This is a genomic window from Synechococcus sp. MIT S9507 (genome assembly GCF_047304715.1).
GTDB lineage: Bacteria > Cyanobacteriota > Cyanobacteriia > PCC-6307 > Cyanobiaceae > Synechococcus_C.
On record NZ_CP138970.1, the window covers coordinates 1,046,563 to 1,062,080 of the forward strand.

General features: G+C 55.6%; 17 protein-coding genes. 12 read left to right on the forward strand and 5 right to left on the reverse strand.

The window, feature by feature from the left end; translation table 11 throughout:
* Positions 1-22: 22 nt before the first annotated feature.
* Complete coding sequence (locus tag SIB83_RS05675) at positions 23-286, forward strand: cytochrome-c oxidase (protein ID WP_413747297.1); 264 nt, start codon at positions 23-25, stop codon at positions 284-286.
* On the opposite strand, the gene murJ is transcribed toward SIB83_RS05675, so the two are convergent.
* Positions 273-1,880, reverse strand: coding sequence for a murein biosynthesis integral membrane protein MurJ (gene murJ / locus SIB83_RS05680; protein ID WP_413747298.1), 1,608 nt, complete (start codon positions 1,878-1,880; stop codon positions 273-275). The genes SIB83_RS05675 and murJ overlap by 14 nt on opposite strands.
* Before the next feature lie 81 nt (positions 1,881-1,961).
* On the opposite strand from murJ, the gene sfsA reads away from it, so the two are divergent.
* The 9 genes from sfsA to fldA all read left to right on the forward strand — a co-directional run bounded on the left by sfsA (position 1,962) and on the right by fldA (position 8,894).
* Positions 1,962-2,726 carry a DNA/RNA nuclease SfsA gene (sfsA, locus tag SIB83_RS05685; protein ID WP_413404081.1) on the forward strand — a complete coding sequence of 255 codons (765 nt, stop codon included), beginning with the start codon at positions 1,962-1,964 and terminating at the stop codon, positions 2,724-2,726.
* A 95-nt stretch (positions 2,727-2,821) separates the two neighbouring features.
* The gene (locus SIB83_RS05690) at positions 2,822-4,294 is read left to right on the forward strand and encodes an ammonium transporter (RefSeq protein ID WP_413747013.1); all 1,473 of its coding nucleotides are present in this window, start codon (positions 2,822-2,824) and stop codon (positions 4,292-4,294) included.
* Positions 4,295-4,423: 129 nt separating this feature from the next.
* On the forward strand, positions 4,424-5,623 hold the full coding sequence (locus tag SIB83_RS05695) for a 4-hydroxy-3-methylbut-2-enyl diphosphate reductase (RefSeq protein WP_413404084.1): 1,200 nt from the start codon (positions 4,424-4,426) through the stop codon (positions 5,621-5,623).
* Between the two features lie 18 nt (positions 5,624-5,641).
* A complete protein-coding gene (locus SIB83_RS05700) occupies positions 5,642-6,313 on the forward strand; it encodes a DUF1997 domain-containing protein (RefSeq protein ID WP_413747014.1) in 672 nt (223 codons plus the stop codon).
* A gap of 73 nt (positions 6,314-6,386) precedes the next feature.
* A complete protein-coding gene (locus SIB83_RS05705; RefSeq protein WP_413747015.1) occupies positions 6,387-6,710 on the forward strand; it encodes a hypothetical protein in 324 nt (107 codons plus the stop codon).
* Complete coding sequence (locus tag SIB83_RS05710; protein WP_413747016.1) at positions 6,671-7,132, forward strand: hypothetical protein; 462 nt, start codon at positions 6,671-6,673, stop codon at positions 7,130-7,132. The genes SIB83_RS05705 and SIB83_RS05710 overlap by 40 nt, the downstream gene beginning before the upstream one ends.
* Positions 7,133-7,394: 262 nt before the next feature.
* Positions 7,395-7,718: a hypothetical protein gene (locus SIB83_RS05715; protein WP_413747017.1), complete on the forward strand. Its 324-nt coding sequence runs from the start codon at positions 7,395-7,397 to the stop codon at positions 7,716-7,718.
* 135 nt (positions 7,719-7,853) lie between these two features.
* Positions 7,854-8,270 (forward strand): hypothetical protein, encoded by a 417-nt coding sequence (locus SIB83_RS05720; RefSeq protein ID WP_413747018.1) that lies wholly within the window; start codon positions 7,854-7,856, stop codon positions 8,268-8,270.
* Between the two features lie 60 nt (positions 8,271-8,330).
* On the forward strand, positions 8,331-8,894 hold the full coding sequence (gene fldA / locus SIB83_RS05725; RefSeq protein WP_413404094.1) for a flavodoxin FldA: 564 nt from the start codon (positions 8,331-8,333) through the stop codon (positions 8,892-8,894).
* A 1,134-nt stretch (positions 8,895-10,028) separates the two neighbouring features.
* Here the strand turns inward: fldA and SIB83_RS05730 are convergent.
* Together SIB83_RS05730 and purH are read right to left on the reverse strand one after the other, a co-directional pair.
* Entirely contained in the window at positions 10,029-10,487 is a 459-nt protein-coding gene (locus tag SIB83_RS05730) for a DUF4079 domain-containing protein (RefSeq protein ID WP_413747019.1), read from the reverse strand.
* A gap of 81 nt (positions 10,488-10,568) precedes the next feature.
* Positions 10,569-12,155 (reverse strand): bifunctional phosphoribosylaminoimidazolecarboxamide formyltransferase/IMP cyclohydrolase, encoded by a 1,587-nt coding sequence (gene purH / locus SIB83_RS05735; RefSeq protein ID WP_413747020.1) that lies wholly within the window; start codon positions 12,153-12,155, stop codon positions 10,569-10,571.
* Positions 12,156-12,214: 59 nt separating this feature from the next.
* On the opposite strand from purH, the gene SIB83_RS05740 reads away from it, so the two are divergent.
* Positions 12,215-12,820, forward strand: a complete 606-nt coding sequence (locus tag SIB83_RS05740; RefSeq protein WP_413747021.1) for an alpha/beta hydrolase — start codon at positions 12,215-12,217, stop codon at positions 12,818-12,820.
* A 27-nt stretch (positions 12,821-12,847) separates the two neighbouring features.
* Here SIB83_RS05740 and SIB83_RS05745 read toward each other — a convergent pair whose 3' ends face one another.
* Complete coding sequence (locus SIB83_RS05745; protein ID WP_413404101.1) at positions 12,848-13,216, reverse strand: DUF3155 domain-containing protein; 369 nt, start codon at positions 13,214-13,216, stop codon at positions 12,848-12,850.
* A 391-nt stretch (positions 13,217-13,607) separates the two neighbouring features.
* On the opposite strand from SIB83_RS05745, the gene SIB83_RS05750 reads away from it, so the two are divergent.
* A complete protein-coding gene (locus tag SIB83_RS05750; protein WP_413747022.1) occupies positions 13,608-14,753 on the forward strand; it encodes a sensor histidine kinase in 1,146 nt (381 codons plus the stop codon).
* Here SIB83_RS05750 and SIB83_RS05755 read toward each other — a convergent pair.
* Positions 14,701-15,516 carry an adenosylcobinamide-GDP ribazoletransferase gene (locus tag SIB83_RS05755; RefSeq protein ID WP_413747023.1) on the reverse strand — a complete coding sequence of 272 codons (816 nt, stop codon included), beginning with the start codon at positions 15,514-15,516 and terminating at the stop codon, positions 14,701-14,703. The two genes, SIB83_RS05750 and SIB83_RS05755, sit on opposite strands and share 53 nt — an antisense overlap.
* Between the last annotated feature and the right edge of the window lie 2 nt (positions 15,517-15,518).

A 15,518-nucleotide genomic window follows, 5' to 3' on the forward strand; every position in this document is an offset into this window, starting at 1 on the left:
TGCTGACCTTCAGGGAGTGCGCGTGCTGATCATTGAGGTCACCAATGCCCGAGAGGTGGTTCGTCAGCGCCTCGGTCGCCTGGGCGAGCGGCTGATCGGCAAGGTGGTCGATCCCGAAGCACAGGTGGAAAAGGCTCTGATCCAGGAGATCGACACGGCTTTCCGGGAATTTGGGATCGAGGCAAGGATCCTGTCCGTGCAAGGTCCTCAGCTGGTCGGACGCCAGAATCTCGAGCTGCCGATTCAGGTGCGGGAAGAGCGTGAGGTTCGGCTCAACGACGTCTGAATCGTCGTGTGATGCCGGCGGTGAGCTCGCTGACTTCAGGAACGGACATCGCCTGAGCGCAGAGCGCGAAAACCAGAATTCCCAATGCACCGGGGAGGGCCACCTGGAAAGCTCGTCCGGTGAAATCTGCAGGCCAGGCGACACCAACACTGAGTGACCAGGCCACAAGCCCTGCAGCAGCTGCAGCAAGGGTGAGCTTGAGCGAATCGATGCCCCAGTCACGCAGAGGCAATTCACCCAGTCGCTGCTGCAGAGCAAACAGCAGAGCAAAGCAGGTCAGCAGGTTGATCAGAACTGTCGCCAGCACCAGCCCGGGCGCCCCGAGATTGATCGGGAGCTGAGGTCCCCAGGGAGAAGGACCGCCCACCAGTGCCCAGTCAAAGATCACATTGAGGCCGATCCCTGCCATGGAGAGCCTGAAGGGAGTGGTTCCATCGCCAAGGGCATAAAAAACACGCACAAGAACATCCCGGCCGAGGTAGGCGGGCATGCCGACCCCATAGGCCATCAAAAGGCCAGTCACAAGCTGCACGGCCTGTTCATCAAAAGCGCCGCGTTCATAGACAAGGGCAACGATGGGGGTCGACAGCGCAAGGAACATGGCGCCCAACGGCAGCATTGACGCGGTGGACAGCATCAGGCCCTGTCTGATCCTGGCGATCAGCGGCAGCCGATCCTCGGGAGCCGTCAGACGAGAGAACGTCGGCAGCAAAGGCACCAGCAGAGCATTGGAGATCAGACCCAGGGGCGTCTGAACCAACAGATTTGAGTAGCTCAGACCAGCCGCGGCACCGAGGATGCCTGATGCAAAAAACATGTCGGTGAACACATTGATCTGCAGCATTCCCGACGACAGAGTTGCGGGTCCCATCACGCGCCAGACCTCGCGGACGCCGGGATGTCTCCAGTCCCAGGAAAGACGCAGGCGAGCCATTCCCTGACGAGCCAGGGCAGGCAGCTGCAGCAACCACTGCAGCAGAGCCCCCACAAGTGTCGAGAGCGCCAAGACAACTCCCCCCCAGAGAGCGTTGACGGGCAGGGCAATTGCAGCTCCGAGCTGCCACCAGAGCAAACCGACCCCAAGCACGAGAGCCACGCTCGACATCAGAGGCGAAATTGCAGGAATCCAGAACTCATCAGCGGCATTCAGCGATCCGAAGCCAAGCCCGATCAACCCGGCCAGCAGTGCCATGGGAGCCATCACCTGCAGCTGCGCAACCGCAATGCGGTGGAGCTCCGGCGTCAGTCCAGGGCCCACGAGTGTGATCAAGGGGTCGGCGGTCCACACCAAAACCGCTGTGACCACAAGCAGCAAGGCGCTCACGGTGGTGTTGAGGGTGGCCAGGATGTGGGCGCCTTCATCACGAGGCCGGCGGCTGAGCACACTGACCATGGCGCTGTGAAAGGGCCCGTTGATCCCTCCCAGCAGAATCAGCAGAAAACCGGGAAGGATGTAGGCGTAGTTGTAGGCGTCATAGGCCGCACCAACTCCAAACGCCGCAGCGATCACAAGCTGACGGATCAGACCGCCGGCTTTGCTGAGCAAGGTGCCATAGGTGACCACCAGAGCGATGCGCTTGAGAGATCTCCCCATCGATGCCTGCTGAATCATGCCGTCAATGGCCGAGATCCTCGGTCCATCGCCAGGCACCATGGCGCCAGCCAGCCCGCCTCCATGACCGGCACCCCTCTGCTTGAGTTCACTCCCCTGACGGAAGGAGTGCTGATCAAGCGCTACAAGCGCTTTCTTGCCGATGTGGAACTCAAGGACGGCTCAGTGGTGACAGCGCACTGTGCCAACACAGGGCCGATGACAGGAGTGCTCCACCCTGGAGGTCGGGTGAGGATGCGCTACTCGCCCTCCCCGAAACGCAAGCTGGCATGGACCTGGGAACAGGCTGAAGTTCCGAGCTCCCGTGGCGGCTTCTGCTGGGTTGGAATCAACACATCCCTTCCGAACAGGCTGATCCGAGCCGCCATCGAAGCCGGGTGCCTTGTCGACAGCCTTGGACCGGTCGCTGGGATCCGAGGCGAGGTGCCCTACGGCGAAAAACGACGCAGCCGGATCGATCTGCTGCTGACGCCCGAGGAGAAGGCCCCTGACCAGCGCCCGATTTATCTCGAGGTGAAAAACACCACTTGGTGCGACGGACCGCTCGCATTATTCCCCGACACAGTGACCGAGCGGGGACAGAAACATCTGCAGGAACTGATGCATGTGCTGCCTGATGCCCGTGGAGTCCTGGTGCCATGCCTGAGCCGCCCCGACCTGTCGACCTTCGCCCCAGGAGACAGCGCTGATCCGCGCTACGGGGAGCTGTTTCGCCAGGCCTTGCAGGCTGGCGTCGAAGTCGTCCCCTGTGCCTTCAGCTTCGAGATCGACCGGATCCTGTGGGAAGGCCAGAGGCCTGTCCAGTCCAGCCAATCAGCGATTCGGTAGCAACGGCGACTCAGAAAGTGTTCACCATTGAGCAATTTGTCCAGGTTTGACGGTCCTTATCAAGGCTGTCCGAACTGCAGTTTCGCTTTCTTTCCATGACAACTGCTCTGCATCCGCCATCGCGGCGGCGCAAAGCGCGCCTCCAAGAGGCAAGCCTGATCGAAGGTCCAATGCTTCTCCTTCAGAGCATTCGGGGCTTCAAATCCAACCGCGCGATGCTGTGGTTGGCCTGTGCGCCTCTGGCACTCTTCGGCCTTGGTGTCTTCAATCTCTCCGCCCATGCCCAGGAACTACCTGAACTGAATGCAGCGTTCCTGGCCAACAACCTCTGGCTTCTGGTCGCGACCATCCTCGTGATTTTCATGAATGCCGGCTTCGCCATGGTCGAAGCAGGGATGTGTCGGCAAAAGAATGCGGTCAATATCCTGGCCAAAAATCTGTTTGTGTTCGCACTTGCGGTGACGGCCTACTGGTTCATCGGTTATTCGCTCATGTATGGCGATTCGGTGATTGATGGCTGGCTTTACTTCAAAGGTCTGTTTTTTGATCCTGCAGTCACTGCTGAAACCATCAGCGAAGGAGGACTGGTACCCACCGTTGATTTCCTTTTCCAGGCAGCCTTTGCAGGAACCGCGGCAACGATCGTTTCCGGACTGGTTGCAGAGCGCGTCAAATTTGGTGAGTTCGTTGTTTTCGCCCTGGTTCTGACGGCTTTCATCTACCCCATTGCTGGAAGCTGGGAATGGAACGGTGGCTGGCTCAACAACGTTGGTGACAAAGAATTCATCGATTTCGCCGGATCCTCAATTGTTCACTCGGTCGGTGCCTGGGCAGGCCTGGTTGGGGCCATGCTGCTTGGACCCAGAATCGGCAAGTACGTGAACGGCCGCACTCAGGCTGTTCCTGGCCACAACATGGCGATCGCCACCCTCGGAGCTCTGATCCTCTGGATCGGCTGGTATGGATTCAATCCCGGCTCACAGTTGGCCATGGATCAATGGGTTCCCTACGTCGCCGTGACAACAACCCTTGCTGCCGCGGGCGGAGCCATTGGCGCGACGGTGATCTCGACAGCGACTTCAGGCAAACCTGATCTGACGATGATCATCAACGGCATCCTTGCCGGACTTGTCAGCATCACCGCAGGCTGCGGCAATCTGACCCTGGTGGGATCCTGGGTTGCTGGACTGATTGGTGGAGTGATTGTCGTCTTCTCGGTTGCAGCACTCGACTCAGCGGGAATCGACGATCCTGTGGGTGCATTTTCGGTTCATGGCGTCTGCGGTGTCTGGGGAACATTGGTTGTTGGCCTCTGGGGTTTTGACATCCAGGGCGATGGTTCTCCGCTTGGCCTGTTCGTTGGCGGTGGCATTGAGCAGCTGGGCATCCAGGCCCTGGGCTGTGCCGCCTATGCCATCTGGGCTCTGGTGACCTGCTGGATCGCCTGGAGCGTGATCGGTGCCCTGTTCGGCGGCATTCGCGTCACTGAAGAAGAGGAGATCAATGGCCTCGACATCGGTGAGCACGGCATGGAGGCATATCCCGATTTCGCCTCTGCCGGTAACTGAAGTTCCATTAAGAACGCTGAACCCCGGTCTCTGCCGACCGGGGTTTTTTGTTGGTTTGGCCTGTACGGACATCGGCAAGAGACAGCTTCCTCCCACAGCCCATAGAGTCATCTCACTGCCGCAGCGGCCATGGATACCCACGCCTTCAAGCGCTCCCTTCACAATTCCGACCGCTACAACCGCCGTGGCTTCGGGCGCGCTGAAGAAGTTGCTGGAAGCCTGGAACAGGCTTACCAGAGCGGTCTGATCGGATCAATCCGTGAAAATGGCTACCAGCTCAGCCACGGACGCCTGAACGTTCGACTGGCTGAGGCCTTCGGTTTCTGCTGGGGAGTGGAACGCGCCGTTGCCATGGCTTACGAGACGCGCAAGCACTATCCAAGCGAGCGGCTGTGGATCACCAATGAGATCATCCACAACCCTTCTGTGAATGATCATCTTCGCAAGATGAATGTCCATTTCATCCCTGTGGATCAGGGGGTGAAGGACTTTTCAGGTGTGGAGTACGGCGATGTGGTGATTCTTCCTGCCTTCGGAGCCACCGTGCAGGAAATGCAATTGCTCAACGAGCGTGGCTGCCACATCGTTGACACCACATGTCCCTGGGTTTCCAAAGTTTGGAACACCGTGGAAAAGCATAAGAAGCATGTTTTCACCTCGATTATTCATGGGAAGGTGAAACACGAGGAAACTCTCGCCACCAGTTCCTTTGCCGGAACTTATCTTGTGCTGCTTGATCTTGAAGAGGCACAGTTCGTCGCTGATTACATCCTTGGGAAAGGAGATCGGGACAGCTTCATGGCTCGTTTTGCCAATGCCTGTTCACCCGGCTTTGACCCGGATCGTGACCTGGAGAGGGTTGGTGTCGCCAATCAGACCACCATGCTCAAAAGCGAAACGGAGGAAATCGGCCGACTGTTCGAACGCACGATGCTCAGCAAGTTCGGACCATTGCAGCTGAACGAACACTTTCTGGCCTTCAACACCATCTGCGATGCCACCCAGGAGAGACAGGACGCGATGTTCTCCCTGGTCGACGAACCCCTTGATCTCATGGTCGTGATCGGTGGATACAACTCCTCCAACACCACCCACCTTCAGGAAATTGCCATCAGTCGAGGCATCCGCTCATTCCACATCGATACGCCGGAGCGGATCAGTGAGGACAACAGCATCGAGCACAAACCCCTCGGAGAAGGATTAACGCGTGACACAGACTTTTTACCGAGTGGACCGATCACGGTTGGCATCACGTCCGGAGCTTCTACTCCAGATCGGGTGGTGGAACACGTGATCCAGCGCATGATCGCCATCAGCGACGCAGATTGATCGCCACGAAGTTTTAAATTGATAGATAACAGCACCTCCCCTGATCGGGGCTCGTCAGTTCTGCTCTTGTCGAGACCATCCGACAAAGCCCTGCGCCATCAAGAGGACGTTGATCCACATGTGCGTTGCTACCGCAGTCACTTCAGTGACCGCATGGAAATGAGGGCGGATCCTTCCACGATTTCAACGTATTTGGACCAACACCAGGGGTGGTTTTGCAGATGTGCGGCACCCATGGATGTCGAAGCTCTCGATCCCCAGGCCTATGCACTGACACTCGGACGATTTGGAAATTTCGGATTCGAAGTGGAACCAACCATCGGCCTCCGACTGCTGCCACGCCAGGAGAGGAGCTACGCCATCGAGACGGTCGCTCTTCCAGACCATGATCCTGCTCTAGCCAAGTTGTATGACGTTGATTTCCAGGCCAATCTGAATCTTGTTGACCTCCCTGAAAACACCAAGGAGCATGAGCTGACCTGGGTCAGCTGGACTCTTGATCTAACGATCTGGATCGCACTTCCACGGGTGATCACCATGCTTCCCGATGGCTTGGTTCAGTCCAGTGGCGACCACCTTCTCCGCCAGATCGTGCGACAGATTTCACGCAGACTGACGTGGAAAGTTCAGGAAGATTTCCATGCAACCCATGAACTGAGCTGCCCTCCTCGGCGAAGAGCAGCGTTCTGACAGTTGCCCGAAGATCAGAAGCAATGTCAATAATCACAGCTTGCGCTGGAGATTCAACCCCTCCAGATCGGACTTGCCACTTGCCTCAAAACTGAACAAGAAACATTCCGAATCAACACATCAAGTCAATTCCATCGTTCATAAAAAACAACCTACCCGTCCATATCATCAGGCGAGAGATTCATCACAGCAGCAAGTACTTGAGCAAGAAAAGAGCCACACAACAACACTCAAGATCAATCATGAAATCAACCAACTCATCCCATCAGATTTGTTGCAAATCATGAAAATGGTGGTGTGTTATGTTTTCTTTTTATTGCCTATTCCGCCATGGCATTGTCAGGGTTCGAGATCGCAGTGGGCGGCATCACTTCCATTCCAGTGCTGGGCGGCCTGATCTTTCTCGGATACAAAGCCTTCGGCGAGAAGAATCTTGACACCTCCAAGCTGAAACCCAAAAAACCGGCAGCTGCAGAGAAGAAACCCGCTGCTGCCGCAGGCAAAAAGCCGGCTCCCGCTGCAGAGAAGAAACCCGCTCCGGCCGCAGGCAAAAAGCCAGCTCCCGCTGCTGATAAGAAAGCCGCTCCGGCCGCTGACAAAAAGCCAGCTCCCGCTGCTGATAAGAAAGCCGCTCCGGCCGCTGACAAAAAGCCGGCTCCCCCTGCTGATAAGAAAGCCGCTCCGGCCGCTGACAAAAAGCCGGCTCCCCCTGCTGATAAGAAAGCCGCTCCGGCCGCTGACAAAAAGCCGGCTCCCCCTGCTGATAAGAAAGCCGCTCCGGCCGCTGACAAAAAGCCGGCTCCCGCTGCTGACGAATAAATTGATTCCAAGTCATTCTTGGCGAGCCCACCAAGGGACCAATTGTCAGAAAAAATTATTTTTAGAGCCTATTGCTAGAATAAAAAAAATTACAAAACAAATCCCGATCGAGCAAAAGTCGAACTTCGACAAAATTGTTTTGCCCTTAAAAGCAACACAATCGCCCAAGAATTAGGTGTGATCATTGGACCTCGCGACAGACAAATAAGATGCATGAATCAACGCATTGGCGACTAAGATTAGTGAGCAATGGTTAATAATCATGGCTGAATGGGATCAGCAGCTTCTGGAGCTGAATTTTGAAAAAGTAAAAAAAGAAGACGGGTCTATTGCTTATACATTAACGCCTGGAGATCGCCGCGACTCTTATTGGACAAAAATCACTGTCAAGCAGATTGGAGCGCCTACACCTGACGCATGGCAGGTGACCTGTGCAAGGTCAGAAATTCGAATCGGCCTCTGGAAGATTCACGATACAACCCAAGACATCAGCGTTGTTGTCCACACAAGTGCACAAAAAATGATCGAAGATATTAATTGCCAAGCAAAGCTGAAGCCAAGCTTTTGGCTGAAAATCAGCAGCTAATGCCAATTAAAGCTTCATCAAGCAAAACATCACTTCAACGATCAACTTTGCAGAGACATCAGAAAAAATCTGAGTCGGTTCTTTACGGCCCATAAAGCTCTTGGTCAGACGCAATGCACTCATGCAGATCGATCCATGAACACCGCAAAATCCAACACAAGGCCAACTCTCAAACCCGACGAGATCGATCAAGCCATCAACCGAGCTGACCTCACCGACATTGAAAGCGAAATCATTGAATACATACGATATATCGGTGTGTTCAATGAACTCAGCCTGAAAAAGGCATTGTCAATGCCATCCAAGCCACCTGCCTTGTATCGGTTATGTAAGGCTTGCGAAAAGATTGGCTCTCACTTACCTGAGCAGTTCAAAGCAATGATGGCCTGGTCAGAAAATGAAAGTGATGACAACATCGCTTGGCAAGGAAATTTAGTTTGTTCCATCGCTTACACATGTGATGGAATAAAGTTGCAACCTGAAAACGCGACATCGCTCTACCATACTTTCGCTGTACATCAGGAATTATTCAACGGGCTTGAGGCTGATTAAATGGCACACCGAACAAGATTTACACCGTATACTAAGCGACAATAGATTGTTAAATACTATTTGATCGGAGCCTCAGGGCGAGAAAAAATAGAACTGATAGGTTTCTCTATGAAATTTACAATTGTCTTTGCATCAGCGACCGGTCACACTGAAGATATCGCTGAGAGGCTCGACCAGCTTTTGCCAGATTCTGAGCTTAAAGAACTCAGTGATTTTCAGGACATCAAGGATATTGAAACTTGTGAAGCATTGATCTGCTGCACACCCACCTGGAATACAGGATCTGACGTTAAGAGGTCAGGAACAGTCTGGGATGAGCACATCGAACAGATTCCAACACTTAATTGCTCAGGAAAACCAGTAGCCATTGTTGGCCTTGGAGATTCAGCCGCGTTCAGTAAATTTTTCTGTGATGCGATGGAAGAGCTCTATACAGCTTTTCAAAAAGCGGGTGGCAAATCAATTGGACACGTCTCAGGCGAAGATTATATTTTCGATGATTCAAAAAGCATGATCAATGGCATGTTTTGCGGACTTCCGATTGATGAAGATAACGAATCTGAAAAAACACAGGATCGACTGGAAGCATGGTGCAAGACGATACTAGAAGAAACAGCACAGTAACATTTACAGATTCATCAAAAAATGGCTCACTATCCTAAATTTGGTTGAAACAAATCAAAGACGTTTATAACCAAACTCTCTCAAAACCTGCGAACGTCAATCAATTTGTTTGCTCTGAAAAGACATACAATTCACCGGAAGTCCAGCAATAATGCTGACTAAAACAGGAGTCATCACCATGGCGACGATCAGGAGTCCGATCGGTTGCGGAGTTGACTCGCGCGATGCCTGAAACAAAGCCAAAGCACAACTGATTAAATACAACAGAGATATCAAAAAGGGCTTCAACATCTGGACATCATTCAATTGAACAGAATTCTATGACAGCCTGGATAAAAAACGGGATGCATCCGATCGCAACCTGCCAACGAACACCTGCCGGATCCACCCGTAAGGGCACCACTCAATTCGGCCTTATGAGCTGGAGTAAAAGTTACATTTAATAAAGCAACTAGAACTACACGCAGCCAGCAATCAAAAGGGCTTTTGCTACGTCAATTTGCAGAAGTCCAAGCAACAGATTACTCTTCTGCCTATAAACAATGAATGAGCTTACTAAGAAGCACTCGCCAATATTAATTAGTTTCAAGCAATCAATGGTTGAACCGAATTGGGATTATTTCATTAACGCTCCCTTGGATCAGGGAACCATTCGGTTTGAGACCAAAACCGAAAGAGCTCTACACGCGCGAGTCGTTGCAGCGGAGGCTAACTGGATGCAATACAAAACCTGCGAACAACTCAGTGCTTACTGGTCTGCCAAACATGATCTCGCGATGTACCGAGAAGGTCGAAATCAGGCAAAACAACGCTGAGTCCTCCAAGAAGCCCCAAGTATTGATCAAGAACAAAGTTTCTCTTGACGACCCAAAAGCCGGAATCAGCCAGCTCGCGCATCATTAGTAACTTGCCTGATTTGCAAACTATACATTCTTTGGTTAATGTATAATCAAAGCATAACCTTATGGCTCTATGTATCAAGACTATACGGCAATTGCAATTTTGTTGCTAACAGCAGTTCCTCTTCTGGCTGTGGCGACGACAGTATTCTTTTACGTTAAAAATAACGACAGAAAAACTCCTCTGACGAAGGAAGATTTTTATCGCTAATGACAGCAACGGTTTTCGCTGACCTCAATGATTGAGCCAGATTCGGTTCATGATTTGCATACCGCTGACGGCCTGCCAGAGAAACAGTGTGAGCATTCCCATGTTCAGTCCTACGTGAGCCTTACGCGCCACAAGGTTGCCACGTTGCATCAAGGGTGAAAGAGCTGAAGCTGCTGCAATCATTCCAGTCATGACAAGGCCGACCAATAGATGTGGACCTAAAAACAACTTGCCATTGTTCAGATAGGTCACTGCCAGTCCACCAAGCGTCCCAAAAACCATCACAGCCATCAGGGCGCTGCCCCAGAGATAGTGCCTCTGAGCGTATTTTCCTTTGATCAGAGCCTTGCGCTGCTCCGATGTCCCCGTGCGCACCTTTTTGGCCTTGATTCCGAGGTACATGGCGTAACCGCCCGCAGCCAGCAACGCCCACATCATCAGCGGATGAACGAAGTTGAGACCAAAAGAGAGTGACTCCGGCATCAAAAATCACATGACTGGCTGAAGATTAAAACTGCAGCCATCAGGGCGTGGACGCTTTTGACCTCCTGTCTGCTGAGATGCTCAGTGCAGAAAGTGACGACGACCGGTCAGAAGCATGGACAAGCCAAGTTCGTTGCAGGCCTGGATTGAATCCCCATCACGCTTGCTGCCGCCGGGGTGAATGACAGCAGTAATTCCGTGTTCTGCAGCCAGGCGGACGGTGTCGTCGAAAGGAAAAAACCCGTCACTGGCGAGCACAGCTCCTCTGCTGTGATCACCAGCCGCCTCGAGAGCAATCTGAGCTGAACCCACCCTGTTCATCTGGCCGGCTCCAACCCCGAGGCTCTGGCCATCCCTGGCAACGACGATCGCATTGGAGCGAACATGACGAACCAACTGCCAGGCAAAACAGAGATCTTCGCGCTCACTGTCTGTGGGAATTCGCTCGGTTGCCACAGTCCAGTCATCCGGACTCACTGGCTGATCATCAAGATCCTGCACGAGAACTCCACCAAGAATGCTGCGCACGTGGTCGCGGCCAGCGCCGTCAATCGCTGCAGGAGCGAGTTCAAGCAAGCGCAAATTGGCTTTGGCAGCGAGGATCTCCCGTGCTTCTGGTGCAAACGCAGGCGCAACGACACATTCCAGGAAAAGGCTCGTGAGTTCACGGGCAGCCGTTGCATCAACACAGCCGTTCAAAGCCACGATGCCTCCGAAGGCGCTGACACGATCCGCATCCAGAGCCCGGTTCAGTGCGGCTGCAGTGCCATCCCCGATCGCCACCCCGCAGGGGTTGGTGTGTTTCACCACAACAGCCGCAGCACGACTGGCGGGGTGGCTGCCACTGGCGCCGTATCCGAATTCCCGGACCGTTGCCAGAGCGGCCTCCAGATCCAGCAGATTGTTGGTGCTGAGCTCTTTGCCTTGCAGCTGGATTGCTCCGCCCCAGCCTGCTTTGGCAGCGCTGTACCAGCTGGCGTGTTGATGGGGGTTTTCTCCATATCGCAAGCGCTGACGCAAAGGCAAGGCCTCAAGCCAGGGGAGATCGGCTGCAGTTGGATCATCTGCGCCACTCAGCTCCGGCCTGGCCTGCATCCATCGGGTGATCGCAGCGTCGTAAGCAGCCGTATGAGCGAAAGCTTCCACGGCAAGCTGACGCCGCACGGCATCCTTGGGTGCCCCCCCTGAAGCATCCAGCTCAGCCAAAAAGCGGTTGTACTGATCCGGGGCGGTCAGAACAGCAACGTGCGCGTGGTTCTTGGCAGCTGATCGCACCATGGTCGGACCACCGATATCGATGTTCTCGATTGCGGTCTCCCAGCTCACCTCGGGGTCAGCCACCGTTTCCCGAAATGGATAGAGATTGACGACCACAACATCGATCGGTGCGATGTCATGGGCGACCAGATCGGCTTCATGGCTGGCATCGCCACGCCGCGCCAGGATGCCGCCGTGAATATGAGGATGCAGCGTCTTGACACGCCCGCCAAGAATCTCCGGCGCTCCGGTGTGATCTGCCACTGGGGTGACAGGCAGACCCGCTTCCCTGAGGGCCTTGGCTGTCCCACCGCTCGAGAGCAATTGATAGCCGTAGCGGTGATGCAAGGCCTCAGCGAGAGGCACCAGTCCGCGCTTGTCGGACACGCTCAGCAGCGCAATGGGAGCCATGGCAGCAGGACAGGAAGAAGACCTTCGGCCAACCTACGCAGCAGCAGGTCTACAAGCTGATGCCTGATTCAGTGATTCATGCCGGTCTGGAACCGGGACGGATTCGTCTGGTGCTTCTGCATGGCTGGGGGGCCGATGCCGAGGATCTCCTACCCCTCGGCGATGGACTGGCAGCACTCTCCAGCCTCCCCGCGGAATGCATTGGACTGCAGGCCCCCGAACCTCACCCTGGAGGCCAGGGGCGCCAGTGGTATGGCCTGTTCCCAGCGAACTGGCAGGCCGTGCCATCGGCCACGCAACAGCTGCGCGGGCGCATTGAGGCACTTGATCTGGAGACCATTCCTCTCTCAAGAACTGTTCTGATCGGTTTCTCCCAGGGAGGTGCCATGGCCCTGCACGTGGGTTGCGACATGCCACTGGCAGGAGTGATCAGTTGCAGCGGCTACCCCCATCCGGGCTGGCAACCTCCACATACACGACCCCCGGTGCTGCTGCTGCACGGCCTCGATGACGACGTTGTTCCCGCTGCCGCAGCGGAGAAGCTGCGTGAACTGTTGTCTGGAGATTCAAACCACTGCGAGCTCAAAACCTTCGCCGGTGGACACACCATTCCGGCTGAAGCTCAGACAGCAATGGGGGAAGCCATCAGGTCCTGGCTGGGGTAAACCAGCCAGGACTTCACTGCACTGCTATCAGACGAAGGCGTATTCGTACTCTTCCATCTCCTCCCAGTCGTCGGAGGAAAGCTCCAGGCCTTCAAAGATCACCTCTTCGCCGACGCTGTCGACGATGGTGCGCAGCGATGGGAAGAGAAAGTGATTCTCCTCGGCGTACTGAGCACTGAACAGGCCCTTTTCGCCCCAGAAAAAGCGGTCGGTGGTGTGCTCGTTACGCCGCACATTCAGCAGTGCTGGGGGATTGAGACAGCCTTCAGCAATAAAGCGGCGAGCCGCGGTGACCGGTTTGTGTTCTCCGGTTTCCAGATGAAATGTCGGGACATGGGCCAGCACACGCTGACCGGCAAGACGGCGGCGGCTAATCCGCTTGCGCTTCTTAGACATAGGGTTGCCTCCCGCAGACGGGAGCTGAGAGGTGGACTGGAGGGAACTGGTGGACTGAGCCGTTGGTTGCGCGATACCCAGATGGATCCGCAAGCGGATCGTTCAGGACATCAACGTTCGGACTGCGGAAATCCGGAAAGGCCGGCTCGCAATTAAGACACACTCCATTGCTCACAACGACGAGATGTCGACGTCAACAGGGATGGATCAACCTCTGCTGTAACCTTGGTGGCACGGATTGTGCAACCTCAATCGGAGCAACGAAGGAGCCCGGCCTCCCAAAGGCCGTGCTAACTGTCGCATCTCCGATCTTAAGACTTTTTCCCAATTTGGCAAGCAGTTCAGATGCTCTATCGCGAGACCGTCTGTATTCCGTGATGCAGTCCGGCTGATGCAACCGTCCGACCGTTTTCTGGAGCTGGCGCAGCAGCAGCTGCAATCTCTGGCGGACGATACGGCCATGGCACGTCTTGCCCTGTACGTCACCGATCGCGACCAGGGATCCACCCCCACCCTGACGCTTGTGGCCCAGTGGCCACTCGACTCAGCGCTGCCACCGGCCATCACTGAAGACCCCAGCCTGCGCAGCGTTGCTCAGGAGCGTCGCTGGTACCCCCTGAGACACGAAAGCCTGCTTCTGGGCGTGCTTCGTGCCGAGCAACGACCCCTTCCAGGCAGACCCGCAGACCATGACCCTCGCCTGCAGATCTGCGCGGAAACGCTGGCCTGCATTCTCGGTCTTGAACAGAATCAGCGAAAGCTTCATCACCAGCTGGATGAGCAACGCCAGCAGCTCAACCTGGTGGTGCATCAGCTGCGCAATCCGCTGACCGCTCTGCGCACCTATGCCCAGCTGCTGCTGCGTCGGATTGGCCCGGACGATCAGCAGCGCTCGTTGGTGGAAAGCCTGATTCAGGAACAGGATCAACTCGATCGCTATCTCCAGTCACTGGACCGGATCGGCAGGGGCGAGCTCAGGTTGGAGGCTGATGCATCCACACCTCTGCTGCTGCCACCCGTTCCCGTGGATGCTCCTGACCTAACCATCGCGGATCTGCTCAATCCTCTGATCCAGAGGGCTTCTGCCACGGCAACCCTGCAAAACAGGCCATGGCATGGCCCAGACCAGTGGGCGGCCTGGACCCAGGCCGCCCGCCCGGCAGCCGACGCCGTGATGGCTGAAATCGTTGCCAACCTGCTGGAAAACGCCTTCCGCTACAGCCCGCCTGGATGCGCACTGGGCCTCCAGCTTCTGAACCATGCCATCTGCGTCTGGGATGCAGGCCCGAGCATTCCCGCCGAGGAGCACGGGCGCATTTTCCAGCAGGGAGAACGTGGAAGCAGCAGCATTGACCGACCGGGCTCTGGACTGGGGCTTTCCCTGGCCCGCCGCCTGGCGGAAAGCCGAGGCGGCTCTCTCAACCTCCACACCGAACCCAAAACACTGAACGTGGATCTGCCTGCGCAGGGGAATGCGTTTCTGCTCAGGTTACCGGCAACAGAGAGGGAACAATCAACGCCAAACCAAGCAGGGTGAGTGTTTCGCAGATCATCAAGGTTGCGCCGTAGCTGTCGCCGGTATGCCCTCCAAGACGCCGGCCCAGCCACTCAGCCGGTAGCAGTGCCGCCGCACTGCCAAGCAAGGCAACAGCGGCCCAGGCCATCAGCAGCTGATGCTGCAGCCCCCACACCAGCAGCCCTGTCAAAAGCAGTAACAAGAAGCTCGGATGGCCTTCACTCCAACCACACCAGTTGCTGCGGTGGAACGCCGCCGTTCCGGTGTCCTGTTTCCGTAAGTAACAGAAGCGGCCCATGGCCCAAAGCGGCGAGACTCTCGCGAAGATCGAGGCCATCACCAGGGCTGCTGGAGCGAACCCATCCAGCTGGACTAGCGCTGAAAACTGGAGCAGCAGCACAACGAACGCCGCTTGAACACCACTGGCCCCGACTCGGCTGTCATCCATCGCCTCCAGACAGCGACTGCTCCCGGCAGCTAGGCCATCAGCCGTATCCATCAGTCCGTCCAGATGGAGTCCACCTGTGAGCCAGAGTCCAAGGGCCAGGGCCGCAGCTGCGATCGCCTCGGATGGCCAGTTCAGAGCACTGAGCAGCAGCCACAGGACTGCCATCAGACCTCCGATCACGGCTCCGATCCAGGGAGCGAAACGGGCAATGCGCTCGAAGCGCGGTGCTGGCCATGGCCAGCCAGGCAGCACCGAATAAAACACCCAGGCACCGGCGAGATCACGCAACCAGGGAGGAGAGTCAGACCGCAGAGCAGCGCAGATCAGGGAATCCACTC

Bases quoted from the DNA above. Each gene is read 5' to 3' on its own strand.
- murJ (WP_413747298.1), bottom strand. From the start codon at position 1,880: ATGGGGAGATCTCTCAAGCGCATCGCTCTGGTGGTCACCTATGGCACC.
- sfsA (WP_413404081.1), top strand. From the start codon at position 1,962: ATGACCGGCACCCCTCTGCTTGAGTTCACTCCCCTGACGGAAGGAGTG.
- SIB83_RS05690 (WP_413747013.1), top strand. From the start codon at position 2,822: ATGACAACTGCTCTGCATCCGCCATCGCGGCGGCGCAAAGCGCGCCTC.
- SIB83_RS05695 (WP_413404084.1), top strand. From the start codon at position 4,424: ATGGATACCCACGCCTTCAAGCGCTCCCTTCACAATTCCGACCGCTAC.
- SIB83_RS05715 (WP_413747017.1), top strand. From the start codon at position 7,395: ATGGCTGAATGGGATCAGCAGCTTCTGGAGCTGAATTTTGAAAAAGTA.
- SIB83_RS05720 (WP_413747018.1), top strand. From the start codon at position 7,854: ATGAACACCGCAAAATCCAACACAAGGCCAACTCTCAAACCCGACGAG.
- SIB83_RS05730 (WP_413747019.1), bottom strand. From the start codon at position 10,487: ATGCCGGAGTCACTCTCTTTTGGTCTCAACTTCGTTCATCCGCTGATG.
- purH (WP_413747020.1), bottom strand. From the start codon at position 12,155: ATGGCTCCCATTGCGCTGCTGAGCGTGTCCGACAAGCGCGGACTGGTG.
- SIB83_RS05740 (WP_413747021.1), top strand. From the start codon at position 12,215: ATGCCTGATTCAGTGATTCATGCCGGTCTGGAACCGGGACGGATTCGT.
- SIB83_RS05745 (WP_413404101.1), bottom strand. From the start codon at position 13,216: ATGTCTAAGAAGCGCAAGCGGATTAGCCGCCGCCGTCTTGCCGGTCAG.
- SIB83_RS05750 (WP_413747022.1), top strand. From the start codon at position 13,608: ATGCAACCGTCCGACCGTTTTCTGGAGCTGGCGCAGCAGCAGCTGCAA.